The sequence below is a fragment of the Acerihabitans sp. genome (genome assembly GCF_036398755.1).
In the GTDB taxonomy this organism is placed as follows: domain Bacteria; phylum Pseudomonadota; class Gammaproteobacteria; order Enterobacterales; family Enterobacteriaceae; genus Acerihabitans.
Map to the genome: position 1 here is coordinate 1 of NZ_DASWOM010000114.1, position 13,937 is coordinate 13,937.

Here is a 13,937-nt window from a genome sequence, read left to right on the forward strand (position 1 = left end):
GATGGTGTGCTGGTCGCGCGGGATAATCGTCAAAGGGCGTCTATCCTCTGGTGCCGCCACCACGGTTTCCCGGTTCAGCACCTTACGGCAGAAGTTGGCTACTCGGGTAAAAATAGTACACCTCAATAGTAACAAATAAACGGGAGCAACAAAAACAGCGGCTAATCATAGCTCACCCCGGGTGTTTTGAGAACGTTTGGGCGCATGTCGTGCTCGATGGCGAAATCGGTATGGATGCCAGGGACCAATGCATAATAGCCCAGTCTAACATACTCTCAAGGGTCAAATCCCGCCACCCTTGCGCTACCGGTTGATTTAAAAACGCTAATGCGTCGGCAAGCGTTGGCCGCGGATCGCCTTCGGGCAACGGCGGCGCATGATTCTGCTTGGACAGTTTGGCGCCCGTGGGCGTCAGCGCCAGCGGTAAATGAATATATTCCGGTTCTTTATAACCTAATTGACGGTACAGTGCCAATTGCCGCACGGTAGGCTCGATCAAATCGGCCCCGCGCACGATTTCGGTCACGCCGAGCGCCGCGTCATCCACCACCACCGCCAGATTATAGGCGAACAGGCCGTCGCGGCGACGGATGATAAAATCCTCGCGGGCAAGAGCCGGGTCGGCGTGGATATCACCGCGCAAACGGTCGCGAAATTGTACAACGGGGGCCAGTTGGCGCAGACGGATGGCCGCGTTCCGCGCCGGCAGGTCGAGCGCGCGGCAATGGCCGTCGTAAATGCCGCCCAGAGCCTGAATGCGGGCGCGGGCGCAGTGGCAATAATAGCTCAGCCCGCGCGCGCGCAGATCTTCCAGGACGGAAAGGTAAGCGGCGTGGCGTTGGGATTGGTAGCAGACGGGACCGTCCCAGTGCAGGCCATAATGGGCCAACTGGCGTAAAATGGTATCGGCGGCGCCGGGAACTTCGCGGGGAGGATCGATATCTTCGATACGCACCCGCCACTGCCCTTGGGAGGCGCGGGCCTGGAGAAAACTCCCCAAGGCCGCGACCAGCGAGCCGAAATGCAGGGCGCCGGAAGGCGAGGGGGCAAATCGCCCCATGTAGGTGCTGTGCGCAGCCATATCTCGGGAAAGGCGAATCCGTACAGTTACCGCGACGCCGTGGCCTGTTCCATGGGCAGCATCGCGGCAATCTGGATTGATTTTACCCTGCCATCTGCTTTTCGCGGATTTCAGCCAAGGTCTTGCAATCTATGCATAAATCAGCGGTGGGCCGCGCTTCCAGGCGGCGAATGCCGATTTCCACGCCGCATGAGTCGCAGAAGCCGAAATCTTTGTCCTCTACTTTTTTCAGCGTTTTTTCGATCTTCTTGATCAATTTCCTTTCCCGGTCGCGGTTACGCAGTTCAAGACTGAATTCCTCTTCCTGCGCGGCGCGGTCCACGGGGTCCGGGAAGTTGGCCGCTTCATCCTGCATATGCGAAACGGTACGACCCACTTCATCCCTGAGCTGGTTGCGCCATGCGTCGAGGATGCGCTTGAAATGCAGCAACTGGGCCGCATTCATATACTCCTCGCCCGGCTTCTGCTGGTACGGTTCCACCCCGGCGATGGCGAGAATGCTCAAGGAGGATGTCTTACGGTCTTGCCCTTCTTGCATGTTGCTTCTCCTTCATAACACGCACTATCGATCCCCAACGTGGGGAAAAAAACAGGCCGCTATAAATAACAGATGACGTTAAGGTTAGCAATTATTCCTGACGCCCTCTTGACAAGAGTGTGAAGAAAGGCGTATCCGGCCGGCGATTAAGCTAAGGAAAAACCGGATGATTTATCCTTTTTTCCCTAAAAGCCGCCTATGAAATAAATAACGGTACAGCATTTTTTAACACGATACCGTCAGGTGATAATTGCGCGCCATAGCAAAGTACTTCCACGCCATGCTGCTGCGCCTGCAATACCAAATCAGCGTAATGGGGATCAATGTGCCGGGCGGGCGCCACCCGGTGTATTCCGGAGTGCAACACCGCGAAAAACAGTACGGCACGGTGACCCATTGTTGCCATTGCTTGTAGTTCTCGTAAATGTTTTTGTCCGCGTATCGTTACCGCATCGGGAAAATATCCCCACTCCTGTTGCAGTAATGTGACGGATTTCACCTCAATATAGCAGTTTGCGCGATTTTCCGCTGCTAATAACCAATCAATCCGACTATTTTCTACGCCATAACCTACTTCGGCGGTAAGCGTAGTATAGCCCGTCAGCTCGGGAATGGCGTCGGCGCGCACCGCCTCCGCCAGCAGGGCGTTGGCGCGCAGAGTATTCACGCCTATCCATTGACCACCGGCGGTTTCAGTTAGTTCCCAACTGTGCGGATATTGACGTTTACGATTATCGGAGGTGGAATACCACACCGTATCGCCGGGAACGGCGCAGCCGGTCATGGCGCCGGTATTGGCGCAATGAATGGTCATCTCCCCGCCGTCCGGGGTGACAACGTCCGCCAGGAAACGTTTGTAGCGCTGCACCAGGCGGGCGGGTTTTAATACCGGACTGAAATGCATAACATTACCCCTAAGCGCCAAGCGGTTTAATCCCGCCCGTCCGTCTTGGCGAGCGGCCAGCTATCGAGAAGCATATAGCGGGCGCGCCCGTTGTCAAATAGCGAGGCGTACAGGCCGAAACTCCCGACGGTTATTTCCCATCCCGGCGCGCCGGGCGGCAGCGCCACCGCCTGATGGGCCTGGCGCAGCAGCGTGACGTGCGGATGGTACGGCAGCGGGCTTTGATAGCAGCCGTTGCGGGCCGCCTGCGCGCGCAGCCACTGCGCCAGTTGCAACAATCCGCGCGGCGCGCGTTTCATGCCGAGCCACACCACGCCGGAGCCGGGCCAGTGTCCGCAATCGTCCAGGGCAAGGGTAAAGGGCTTTTGTTGCAATCTCATGGCGGCGGCGCGCAGGGCCTGTTCTTTGCCGGCGCCCACCTCGCCCAGGAACGCCAGGGTGATATGCAGGTTGGCCGCCGCCACCGGCCTGCCGGTTTCATGAGGGAACCGGGCGGCGCGCCAGTCGATCACGTCCTGGCGCAGGGCGTCGGGCAGCGCGATGGCGAAAAACAGGCGACGGGTGGATGGCATGGCGGTCCCGGCTGGTAGCGTGGGTGATTCGCCGTTTCCCATGGTCAACCTCAGGTCGCCAATGGCGGGGAAATGCGGCGAGGATTCTGATCTTCGATCAAGCGATGCTACAATGCCCGGCGCAGAATGTTAATCTTTAATGGAGCCGTCGTGACGTCTTTACCGGTCGCCGCCGTAGTCGATGAGTTATTGCACGCGTTGCAAGGCGCCGCGCAGGTTCTGTTGCACGCGCCCACCGGCGCGGGAAAATCCACCTGGCTGCCGCTGGAAATCCTGCGGCGCGCCGGCCTGCCCGGGCGTATCCTTATGCTGGAGCCACGGCGTCTGGCCACCAAAAACGTGGCGCTGCGCCTGGCCGAGCAGCTTGGCGAAACCCCCGGCCAGACCGTCGGCTACCGCATGCGCGCCGAAAGCCGCGCGGGGCCGCACACCCGGCTGGAAGTGGTAACCGAAGGCATCCTGACGCGCATGCTGCAGCAGGACCCGGAGCTGTCCGGCGTCTCCCTGGTTATCCTTGATGAATTCCATGAACGCAGCCTGCAGGCCGATTTGGCGCTGGCGCTGCTGCTGGAAGTGCAGCAGGGACTGCGCGACGATCTGCGGCTGCTTATCATGTCCGCCACCCTGGATGACCGGCGCCTGCTGGCGCTTCTGCCGGACGCGCCGGTCATTCGCTCCGTTGGCCGCGGTTTCCCGGTGGAGCGGGTTTTCCGCCCGCTGCCTTCCCAGGCTCGTCCCGACCAGGCGATTGCCGCGGCGGTGAACGAGATGCTGCTATCCCATACCGGCTCGCTGCTGTTGTTTTTACCCGGCGTCGGGGAGATTCATCGCGTGCTGGCCTTGCTGTCCCAAAGGGTCGGCGCGGAGGTCGATCTTTGTCCGTTGTATGGCGCGCTGACCCTGGACGAACAGCAGCGCGCCATCCGGCCGGCGCCGGCCGGCCGGCGCAAAGTGGTGCTGGCCACCAATATCGCCGAAACCAGCCTGACGATAGAAGGCATTCGCCTGGTGGTGGACAGCGGGCTGGAACGGGTGAGCGATTTCGATGCCAGAAGCGGGCTGAGCCGCCTGGTCACCCAGCGCGTCAGCCAGGCGTCCATGGTGCAGCGCGCCGGCCGCGCCGGCCGCCTGTCTCCCGGCGTTTGCTGGCATCTCTTCAGTCAATCCCAGGCGGAACGCGCGCCGGAACATAGCCGGCCGGAAATCCTGCAAAGCGATCTCAGCGGTTTTTATCTGGAATTACTGCAATGGGGCTGTACCGACCTGGCTAAGCTCAGCTGGCTGGACCTGCCGCCGGAACCCATCCTGGCCGCGGCCCGCCGCACCCTGCGCCAGCTGGACGCCGTCGATGGGGCGGAGCGTCTGACCACCCTGGGGCGTAACATGGCGCAACTGGGCTGTGAACCGCGCCTGGCGGCCATGCTGTGCCATGCGCGGGACGATGACGATAGCCTGGCGACCGCCGCGCTGCTGGCGGCCATTATCGAGGAGCCGCCTCGTGCCGGTTCGCCCGATTTGCGCGACGCGCTGGCGCGCCCGCAGTCCCACTGGCTGCGGCGCGCCAGGCAACTGGCCCGGCGCCTGTCGCCCCGCTGGGGCAAGCCGGACGGCGCGCTGGCGCCCGCCATACTGGCCTGCGGCTTTCGCGATCGCATAGCCCGGCGGCGCGATGCCGCCGGGCGTTATCAACTGGCCAATGGCCTGGGGGCGGCGTTGGCCGCCGACGACGCGCTGACGGCGATGGAATGGCTTATCGTGCCGGGGTTGATGCAACTGGGGCAAAACGCCGATGCGGCCATCCGGCTGGCGCTGCCGGTGGATATCGCCGCGCTGGTGGCCGCCCGCCCCGATTGGCTGACGGTCGCCACCGCCATGCGCTGGGATGAGGAAAAGGGGACCCTGCGCGTGCTCAGGCGCGAGCAGCTTGGGCGACTGATTTTACGCGAGCAGCCGCAGGCCAGACCTTCCGGCGAACTGATGCAACGGGCGCTGCTCAACTGGATTGGCGAGCAGGGTCTGGCGGTGCTCAACTGGGATGGCCCGGCGCAGCAGCTGCGCCAGCGCCTGCTGTGCGCCCGCGACTGGCTGCCGGAAGTGGACTGGCCACGGGTGGACGACGAGGCGCTGCTGGCGGCCCTGCCGCTGTGGCTGCAGCCGTCCCTGCCGGGCGTGCATGACGTGCGCGCCCTGCGCCAGGTCAATCTCGGCGAGGCGCTTTTGCGCCTGCTGGACTGGCGATTGCGTCAACGACTGGATACTGCGCTGCCCAGCCACTACACTGTGCCCACCGGCAGCCGGCTGCCGGTGCGTTACCAGCACGGCGAGCCGCCGGTGCTGGCCGTAAGGATGCAGGAAATGTTCGGCGAACAGGCCAGCCCGCTGCTGGCCGAAGGGCGCGTGGCGCTGGTGCTGGAGCTGTTATCGCCCGCGGCCCATCCGTTGCAGATTACCCGCGACCTGGCGGCGTTCTGGCAGGGAGCCTACCGCGAGGTGCAAAAAGAGATGAAAGGCCGCTACCCCAAGCATGTTTGGCCGGATAATCCGGCCCTGGCGGTACCGACCCGGCGCACCAAAAAGTATCAGCAGGGTTGATTTCAGAGGTTTCCTCTTCCGGTTAAGATGGGAGAGGAACAGAGTGGGCGGGGAATCCGTCGGAAGTATGGAGAATCACAACGATGTCTGGGGATGATCGCGAACCTATTGGACGCCATGGCAGGCCGTCCGGACGTAAAGTGACAAATAAGCCGCCAGTGCGACGTCACCGGGACGACGACGAAATCAATGAAGATGATCAGGATGACTATGACGACCAGGAGGACAACCTAATGCCGCCACGTAAGCCCCCCGCTAAAGGCAAAGCGCGCCCGCCGCGCAAAAGCGGCAAGCGGCGCCTGCTGGCATTGCTTATCAAGATTTTCCTGGTGGTGGTGATTTTGCTGGTGATCTACGGTGTTTACCTGGACGCGCAGATCCGCAGCCGCATCGACGGCAAGGTCTGGCAACTGCCGGCGGCGGTGTATGGCCGCATGGTAAACCTGGAGCCGGGCATGCCTTACAGCAAAAGCGAAATGGTCAACCTGCTGGAAGGGATGCAGTATCGCCAGGTGACCCGGATTACCCGTCCGGGGGAATTCAGCGTTCGCGCCAACAGCATCGATATGCTGCGCCGCCCGTTTGATTTCCCCGACAGCAAGGAAGGGCAGATCCACGCGGTGCTGACCTTCGATCGCGACCATCTGCTGCAAATCCAAAACCAGGATACGCAGCGCAGCTTCGGTTTTTTCCGTCTTGATCCGCGCCTTATCACCATGCTGCAATCCCCCAACGGCGAGCAGCGGCTGTTTGTCCCGCGCGCCGGATTCCCCGATCTGCTGGTGGATACCCTGATTGCCACCGAAGACCGCCATTTTTACCAGCATGACGGCATCAGCATCAGCTCCATCGGCCGCGCCTTCCTGGCGAATATTACCGCCGGGCGCGCGGTACAGGGGGGGAGCACCCTGACCCAGCAATTGGTCAAGAACCTGTTTCTGACCAATGAGCGTTCCCTGTGGCGCAAGGTAAACGAAGCCTATATGGCCGTGATCCTCGATTACCGTTACAGCAAGGATCGCATACTGGAGCTGTATCTGAACGAAGTCTACCTCGGCCAGAGCGGCAGCGAGCAAATTCGCGGTTTCCCCTTGGCCAGTCTCTATTATTTCGGCCGGCCGGTGGATGAACTGAGCCTGGACCAGCAGGCCATGCTGGTGGGCATGGTCAAGGGCGCGTCGTTGTACAATCCCTGGCGCAATCCGCAGATGGCGCTCGAGCGTCGTAACCTGGTGCTGAAGCTATTGCAAAACCAGCAGGTTATCGATGAGGATTTGTATAATATGCTGAGCGCGCGTCCGCTTGGCGTGCAGCCGCGCGGCGGGGTGATTACGCCGCAGCCGGCCTTTATGCAGATGGTGCGCCAGGAGCTGCAGGCGAAACTGGGCGATAAAATCAATGACTTGTCCGGCGTGAAAATTTTCACCACGCTCGATCCGATTTCGCAGGACGCGGCGGAAAAAGCGGTGGAAGCCGGTGTGCCGGCCCTGCGCGCCGGAAGGGGCGTGAGCGATCTTGAAAGCGCCATGGTGGTGGTTGACCGCTTCAGCGGCGAAGTGCGCGCGATGGTGGGCGGTTCGGATCCGCAGTTCGCCGGTTTTAACCGCGCGATGCAGGCGCGTCGTCCGGTGGGGTCGCTGGCAAAACCGGCTACCTACCTTACCGCCCTGAGCCAGCCGGATAAATACCGGCTGAATACCTGGATCGCCGATGAGCCCATTTCGCTCAAACAGCCGAACGGGCAGCTGTGGGCGCCGAAAAACTACGATCGCCAGTTTCGCGGCAAGGTGATGCTGGTCGACGCGCTGGCCAACTCGCTTAACGTGCCGACGGTGAACCTGGGGCTGGCGGTGGGCCTGCCGGATATCGTCGCCACCCTGCAAAAGCTGGGCATCCCCAAAGAGGTGATCAATCCCGTGCCGGCCATGCTGTTGGGGGCCATCAGCCTTACGCCGATGGAAGTGGCGCAGGAATACCAGACCATTGCCAGCGGCGGCAATCGCGCGCCGCTGTCGGCTGTGCGCTCGGTGATAAGCGAGGACGGCAAGGTGCTTTACCAGAGCTTCCCGCAGGCGGAACGCGTGGTGCCGGCTCAGGCGGCATACCTGACGTTATACGGAATGCAGCAGGTGGTGGCGCGCGGCACCTCGCGTTCGCTGGCGGTGAAGTTTCCCAATTTCCATCTGGCCGGTAAAACCGGTACCACCAACGATTTGCGCGACAGCTGGTTTGCCGGCGTGGACGGTAAAGAAGTGACCATCAGTTGGGTCGGGCGCGACAACAACGGCCCGGCGAAGCTGACCGGCGCCAACGGCGCGTTGACCCTCTACCGCCGTTACCTGGAAAACCAGGCGCCGCTGACGCTTAACGTCATCCCGCCGGAGGAGATCAACCAGATGTCCATCGATTATGCCGGTAATTTCGTTTGTAACAGCGACAGCAGCATGCGGGTGATCCCGGTCTGGACCGACAGCCCGCAGGCGCTGTGCCAGGCCAGCCAGGCGGTGGCGCAGCAACCGGCGCAAACGCCGCCCGACCAGCAGCAGTCAGGCCAGCCGCAGCAGCAACAGCCGGAGAGTAGCGACGGCGTCGCGGGCTGGATCAAGGATATGTTCGGCAAATAAATGTCCCGCCGCGGATTGCCCGGGGGCGATAGGTCGCCCCCGGGCATAAACCCGCCGGCGGCCGCAAGCGGTATCCCCGGCAATCCGGCACCGGCGTGGCGTTTTTTTATTCAGCGGCAATCGCCTGGCTTGAATTCCCTTGCAGTCGCCGCAGTCTTCCGCCTATTATTGCTTTTTTGAATAATTATCATTTGCTTTATTGGGCTTATGCAAGATTTCGCGACAGCTTCAGATAACCATTCCTCCGCCACCCAGAATGCGACCTTTGCCTTGCAACGGGTGGAATTTTCGGTACCGGGACGCCTATTGCTCCAGCCGCTGACCTTCACTTTTCCCCAGGGCAAGGTCTGCGGCCTCATCGGTCATAACGGGTCGGGCAAATCCACCCTGCTGAAAATTCTGGGCCGCCATCATCTGGCCAGCGGCGGCGTGGCGCGCCTGAACGATAAACCCCTGGCGGAGTGGGAGAGCAAGGCCTTTGCCCGGCAGGTGGCGTATCTGCCGCAGCAGCTGCCGGCGGCCGAAGGCATGACGGTGCGCGAGCTGGTGGCCCTGGGCCGTTATCCCTGGCACGGCGCGCTGGGCCGTTTCGGCAGCGCCGATCGCCTGCATGTGGAGGATGCCATCGAGGTGGTCGGCCTGCAATCCCTTGCCCACCGGCTGGTGGACAGCCTCTCCGGCGGCGAGCGTCAGCGCGCCTGGCTGGCGATGACCCTGGCGCAGGACAGCCGCTGCCTGCTGCTGGATGAACCCACCTCGGCGCTGGATATCGCCCATCAGGTGGACGTGCTGGCGTTGATAAAACGCATGAGCCAGGAGCGCGGCCTGACGGTTATCGCGGTTTTGCATGATATCAATATGGCGGCACGCTACTGTGATTACCTGGCGGCGCTGCGCGGCGGCGCAATGATTGCCCAGGGATCGCCGCTGGAGCTGATGCGCGGCGAGGTGCTGGAAACCATTTACGGTATTCCGATGGGCATCCTGCCCCATCCGGGCGGCGGCGCGCCGGTGAGCTTTGTGATTTAATGCGGCGTTATCAGCATCAGACCGGCCCGCGCCAAGACCGCGCGTCCCTGGACATCCCGGCAAACGGCGGCTCGCATATCGACGGCGCCCGCCGCCGTTTGCTGACCGCCATGCTGCTGTCGCCCCTGGCCTGGGGTCCGGCGTTCTGGGGGGCCCAGGCCTGGTGTGCGACGGATGCCAGTGCGACGGATAAAGGCGCCACGGACCCGGCGGCAACGGCCGGTTCTGGCCAGGCGAAGTCGTACAAACGCATTATCGCCCTGGAATGGCTGCCGGTGGAGCTGCTGTTCGCCCTTGGCGTGACGCCGCTGGCCGTCGCCGGTAGCCAGGATTACCGGCTATGGGTGCGGGAACCGGTGCTGCCGGCCTCTATTGTCGACGTCGGCCAGCGCACCGAACCCAATTTTGAACTTATCGCCGATCTCCAGCCGGACTTAATCCTCTACTCCCAGGGCTATGGTCCGCGCCCCGAACAACTGCGCGCCATTGCACCGGCCATGGGATTTGGTTTTACCGACGAGCGGGGACGGCCGCTTGCCACCGCGCGCGCCGGGCTGCTGGCCCTGGCGCGGCGCCTGGACAGAATGCCCGCCGCCCAGGCCCATCTGGCGGCTTTTGACCGCGAACTGGCCGAGGCCGGATCCCGGCTGGCGTCATATCGCCGCCAGCCCCTGCTGATGTTTTCCCTTATGGACGACCGCCACGCCCTTATTATCGGCGGCACCAGTTTATTCGGCCAGGTAATGGACCAACTGGCGATAGCCAACGTCTGGCAGGGAGAAAATAATTTCTGGGGCACCGCGGTGGTGGGCATTGAACGCTTGGCGACGTTGCCCCTGGCGCGGGCCATTTGCCTGGACCACGGCGATGCGGCATTAACGTCGCGCGTGGCCGCCACGCCCCTGTGGCAGGCCATTCCCTTTGTGCGCCGGAAAATGTTGCGCACCGTGCCGGCCATCTGGATTTATGGCGCGACCCTGTCCGCCCTGCGCTTTTGCCGCATGCTGCAACAGGTGGAAGAACAGTGGTGAGGCGATGAACCGCGCCGGCGGATTTATTTGGCTGCTCGCGCTGGCGCTGGGCGCGCTGGCGCTCAGCGGGCATAACGCGCTGCAGGTGCTGCCGGGCCGGCTATGGATCGGGGCGCTGTGGCGGCCCGATATGCTGGATATCCGCCAGGTCATTTTCCATTACAGCACCTTGCCGCGCCTGGCGATAGCGCCGCTGGTGGGCGCCGGGCTGGCGCTGGCCGGCGTGCTGTTCCAGCAGGTGCTGCGCAATCCGCTGGCGGAACCATCGACCCTCGGGGTAGCCAGCGGCGCGCAGTTGGGAATAACCGTAACCACGCTGTGGCTGTTGCCTGGCGGACAAATGGCCCAGCAACTGGCCGCGTTGCTGGGCGCGCTGGTCATCGGCGCGCTGGTATTCGGCGTGGCCTGGGGCAAGCGCATGTCGCCGGTGACCCTGATCCTGGCGGGCCTGGTGCTTAGCCTGTACTGCAGCGCCGTCAATAGCCTGCTGGCCATTTTCCACTATCAGCAATTGGAAAACCTGTTTTTATGGAGCAGCGGGGCGCTCAACCAGCAGGACTGGCATCAGGTATGGTTCCTGCTGCCGCGGCTGGGGCTGGGGCTGTTGCTGGCCTTGCTGCTGATTCGTCCCATGACCTTGCTGGGCGTGGATGATGCCGTGGCGCGCAATCTGGGTCTGGGGCTGTCCAGCGCCCGTCTGGCGGCGCTGGCATTGGCCATCGTGCTCAGCGCGCTGCTGGTTAACGCGGTGGGGGTGGTGGGCTTTATCGGCCTGTTCGCGCCGCTGCTGGCGAAATTGCTCGGCGCCCGGCGTCTGTTGCCGCGCCTGCTGCTGGCTCCGCTTATCGGCGCGCTGCTGCTGTGGTTTACCGATCAGGTCATGGTCTGGCTGTCGCAGGTGTGGCGGGATGTGCCCACCGGCGCGGCCACCGCGCTGATTGGCGCGCCGATCCTGCTCTGGCTGCTGCCCCGGCTGCGCCATGCCGTGGCGCCTGCCGCGGCGGACCCTACAGGCGCGTCTCGTCCGGAGCGCGCCGGCGCCGCGCTGTGGGCCGCGGGCGGGTTGGTGCTGCTGCTGATCGGCGTGTGCGTGGCGCTGGCGTTGGGCCGCAACAGCCTGGGATGGTCCTGGGCCGGCGGCGATGAGCTGCTGCGCCTGCTGCCCTGGCGCTGGCCGCGTACGCTGGCGGCGCTAAGCGCCGGGGTCATGCTGGCCGCCGCCGGTACCCTTATCCAGAAGCTGACCGCCAATCCCATGGGCAGTCCGGAAGTGCTCGGCATCAGCGCCGGCGCGGCTTCCGCGGTGGTGTTGATGATGTTTTGGCTGCCGGGGGATGTCTTTATCTGGCTGCTGCCGGCGGGCAGCCTGGGGGCGGCGTTGACGCTGGCCGCCATCCTGCTGGTGGCGGGGCGGCGGCATTTTTCCACCCAGCGTATGCTGCTGGCGGGCATCGCCCTGGGCACCGCCTTTACCACGCTGGTGACCCTGCTGCTGGCCAGCGGCGATCCGCGTCTCGGCGGCCTGCTGACCTGGATTTCCGGTTCGACCTATGGCGTGCGCCCGTCACAGGCGATAACCAGCGCGGCGACGGCGCTGGTCCTGTTGCTGCTGGTGCCCGGGTGCCGCCGCTGGCTTGACGTGCTGCCGCTGGGCGGGGAAACCGCGCGATCGCTGGGCCTGCCGCTGGCGCGCGCCCGGCTGGTTATCCTGCTGCTGGCGGCGGTGCTGACCGCCGGCGCTACGCTGACCGTCGGCCCGTTAAGTTTTATCGGCCTGATGGCGCCGCATATGGCGCGGATGCTCGGCTTTCGCCGGGCGATGCCGCAACTGGTGATGGCCGCGCTGTTGGGGGCGATGCTGATGCTGCTGGCCGACTGGGCCGGGAGAATGGTGATGTTTCCCAACCAGATCCCGGCGGGGCTGCTGGCGACCTTTATCGGCGCGCCGTATTTTATCGTGCTGCTGCGCCGGCAGGGACGCTGATGTATAGGGATGATATGCCGCGCCGGGATGGACGATAGCCGGGCGGCATGGCCGGCGCCGGAGTCGTCCCCGCGCCAGGGGCGGCAGGCGCCAAAGCCATGCCGCCGCCCGCACTACCGCCGCCATCGGCGGCCGGGACCGATTACAGCCGGGCGAAGCTGCGCCGGGCGGCGGCGATCGTCTGCTCCAGATCGTCGTCGCCGTGGGCCAGCGACATAAACCCGGCCTCAAAGGCCGACGGCGCCAGGTAGATCCCCTCGTCGAGCATCATATGGAAAAAGCGTTTAAACCGCTCGACATCGCAGGCCATCACATGCTGATAGCAGGTGACGGCGGGCGCGTCGGTAAAGAAGATGCCGAACATGCCGCCGACGTGATTCACCACCAGCGGAATATTTTCCGCATGCGCCGCCGCCAGCAATTCCCGCGCCAGGCGATCGGTCCGTTCGGTCAGGGCCGGATAAACGCCGGGCCGTGAAATTTCGGTCAGGCAGGCGAAACCGGCGGCCATGGCAATCGGATTGCCCGACAGCGTGCCGGCCTGGTAAACCGGACCGGTGGGCGCCAGCGCCTGCATCACCTCGCGCCGCCCGCCGAACGCCCCCACCGGCATGCCGCCGCCGATGATTTTGCCCAGGCAGGTCAGGTCCGGCACCACGCCGTAATAGGACTGGGCGCCCGCCAGCGCCACCCGAAAGCCGGTCATCACTTCATCGATAATCAGCAGCGCGCCGAACTCATCGCACAGGGCGCGCAGGCCGGGCAGGAACGCCGGCAGCGGCGGAACGCAGTTCATATTGCCGGCCACCGGCTCGACGATAACGCAGGCTATTTCCCGCGGGTACAGCTCGAACACCTGCCGCACCGTATCCAGATCGTTAAAGGTGGCGGTCAGGGTATGTTTGGCGAAGTCCGCCGGCACGCCGGGGGAGCTGGGCTGGCCGAGGGTCAGCGCGCCGGAGCCGGCCTTGACCAGCAGGCCGTCGGCGTGGCCGTGATAGCAGCCTTCGAACTTGATGATTTTATCGCGCCCGGTATAGCCGCGCGCCAGGCGAATGGCGCTCATGGTGGCCTCGGTGCCGGAATTGACCATGCGCACCATATCCATGGACGGCACCAGCGCGGTCACCAGGGCGGCCATCCTGACCTCTATTTCCGTCGGGGCGCCAAAGCTCAGGCCGCGCCCGACCGCCTCGATAACCGCCTCGCGAATCGCCGGATGGTTATGGCCCAGTACCATGGGGCCCCAGGAACCGACATAATCGATATAGGCTTTGCCGTCCACATCATACAGCCTGGCGCCGTCCGCCCGTTCGATAAACAGCGGCGTGCCGCCGACGCCGTTGAACGCGCGCACCGGAGAATTGACCCCGCCGGGGATAAGCTTTTGCGCCTGGGCATACAGCGTTTCGGAATGACTCATGAATCGGCTCCTGAAGGGAAAAATAAAACCTTGACCCCGATAGTGTAATAAACTGGCCGGCAATATGACATCTTTGTCGGCGACAAAGACGCAAACGCGCGGCGTGCCGGGCCCACCGCGCGATCGCACTTAGCGGTAAACAAAATATCGCCAACGCGC

The 13,937-nt window shown here is 63.5% G+C and carries 10 protein-coding genes; 5 read left to right on the plus strand and 5 right to left on the minus strand.

Translation table 11 applies throughout. The features are described from left to right. Positions 1-172: 172 nt before the first annotated feature. The 4 genes from gluQRS to thpR form a co-directional block, all read right to left on the minus strand. The gene (gene gluQRS, locus VGC33_RS19065; RefSeq protein WP_331122355.1) at positions 173-1,081 is read right to left on the minus strand and encodes a tRNA glutamyl-Q(34) synthetase GluQRS; all 909 of its coding nucleotides are present in this window, start codon (positions 1,079-1,081) and stop codon (positions 173-175) included. Positions 1,082-1,163: 82 nt separating this feature from the next. Then, positions 1,164-1,619: an RNA polymerase-binding protein DksA gene (dksA, locus tag VGC33_RS19070; protein ID WP_162363932.1), complete on the minus strand. Its 456-nt coding sequence runs from the start codon at positions 1,617-1,619 to the stop codon at positions 1,164-1,166. Positions 1,620-1,815: 196 nt separating this feature from the next. Continuing rightward, on the minus strand, positions 1,816-2,523 hold the full coding sequence (sfsA, locus tag VGC33_RS19075; RefSeq protein WP_331122356.1) for a DNA/RNA nuclease SfsA: 708 nt from the start codon (positions 2,521-2,523) through the stop codon (positions 1,816-1,818). A 26-nt stretch (positions 2,524-2,549) separates the two neighbouring features. Next, positions 2,550-3,095, minus strand: coding sequence for an RNA 2',3'-cyclic phosphodiesterase (gene thpR, locus VGC33_RS19080; protein WP_331122357.1), 546 nt, complete (start codon positions 3,093-3,095; stop codon positions 2,550-2,552). A gap of 126 nt (positions 3,096-3,221) precedes the next feature. Between thpR and hrpB the strand changes: the two genes are divergently transcribed. From hrpB to fhuB, 5 genes are all read left to right on the plus strand, one after another. Further along, positions 3,222-5,687, plus strand: coding sequence for an ATP-dependent helicase HrpB (hrpB, locus tag VGC33_RS19085; protein WP_331122358.1), 2,466 nt, complete (start codon positions 3,222-3,224; stop codon positions 5,685-5,687). An 83-nt stretch (positions 5,688-5,770) separates the two neighbouring features. Further along, positions 5,771-8,311, plus strand: coding sequence for a bifunctional glycosyl transferase/transpeptidase (mrcB, locus tag VGC33_RS19090; protein WP_331122359.1), 2,541 nt, complete (start codon positions 5,771-5,773; stop codon positions 8,309-8,311). Between the two features lie 207 nt (positions 8,312-8,518). After that, entirely contained in the window at positions 8,519-9,340 is an 822-nt protein-coding gene (gene fhuC, locus VGC33_RS19095) for a Fe3+-hydroxamate ABC transporter ATP-binding protein FhuC (protein ID WP_331122360.1), read from the plus strand. A gap of 53 nt (positions 9,341-9,393) precedes the next feature. Then, positions 9,394-10,371 (plus strand): Fe(3+)-hydroxamate ABC transporter substrate-binding protein FhuD, encoded by a 978-nt coding sequence (fhuD, locus tag VGC33_RS19100; protein ID WP_414636964.1) that lies wholly within the window; start codon positions 9,394-9,396, stop codon positions 10,369-10,371. 4 nt (positions 10,372-10,375) lie between these two features. Then, positions 10,376-12,355: a Fe(3+)-hydroxamate ABC transporter permease FhuB gene (gene fhuB, locus VGC33_RS19105; protein WP_331122362.1), complete on the plus strand. Its 1,980-nt coding sequence runs from the start codon at positions 10,376-10,378 to the stop codon at positions 12,353-12,355. 142 nt (positions 12,356-12,497) lie between these two features. Here fhuB and hemL read toward each other — a convergent pair whose 3' ends face one another. Further along, positions 12,498-13,778 (minus strand): glutamate-1-semialdehyde 2,1-aminomutase, encoded by a 1,281-nt coding sequence (gene hemL, locus VGC33_RS19110; RefSeq protein ID WP_331122363.1) that lies wholly within the window; start codon positions 13,776-13,778, stop codon positions 12,498-12,500. Positions 13,779-13,937 lie beyond the last annotated feature (159 nt).

What these genes read in the sequence shown, in the direction of transcription:
- gluQRS (WP_331122355.1), bottom strand. Translation starts at nt 1,081, where the DNA reads ATGGCTGCGCACAGCACCTACATGGGGCGATTTGCCCCCTCGCCTTCC.
- dksA (WP_162363932.1), bottom strand. Translation starts at nt 1,619, where the DNA reads ATGCAAGAAGGGCAAGACCGTAAGACATCCTCCTTGAGCATTCTCGCC.
- sfsA (WP_331122356.1), bottom strand. Translation starts at nt 2,523, where the DNA reads ATGCATTTCAGTCCGGTATTAAAACCCGCCCGCCTGGTGCAGCGCTAC.
- thpR (WP_331122357.1), bottom strand. Translation starts at nt 3,095, where the DNA reads ATGCCATCCACCCGTCGCCTGTTTTTCGCCATCGCGCTGCCCGACGCC.
- hrpB (WP_331122358.1), top strand. Translation starts at nt 3,222, where the DNA reads ATGTTAATCTTTAATGGAGCCGTCGTGACGTCTTTACCGGTCGCCGCC.
- mrcB (WP_331122359.1), top strand. Translation starts at nt 5,771, where the DNA reads ATGTCTGGGGATGATCGCGAACCTATTGGACGCCATGGCAGGCCGTCC.
- fhuC (WP_331122360.1), top strand. Translation starts at nt 8,519, where the DNA reads ATGCAAGATTTCGCGACAGCTTCAGATAACCATTCCTCCGCCACCCAG.
- fhuB (WP_331122362.1), top strand. Translation starts at nt 10,376, where the DNA reads ATGAACCGCGCCGGCGGATTTATTTGGCTGCTCGCGCTGGCGCTGGGC.
- hemL (WP_331122363.1), bottom strand. Translation starts at nt 13,778, where the DNA reads ATGAGTCATTCCGAAACGCTGTATGCCCAGGCGCAAAAGCTTATCCCC.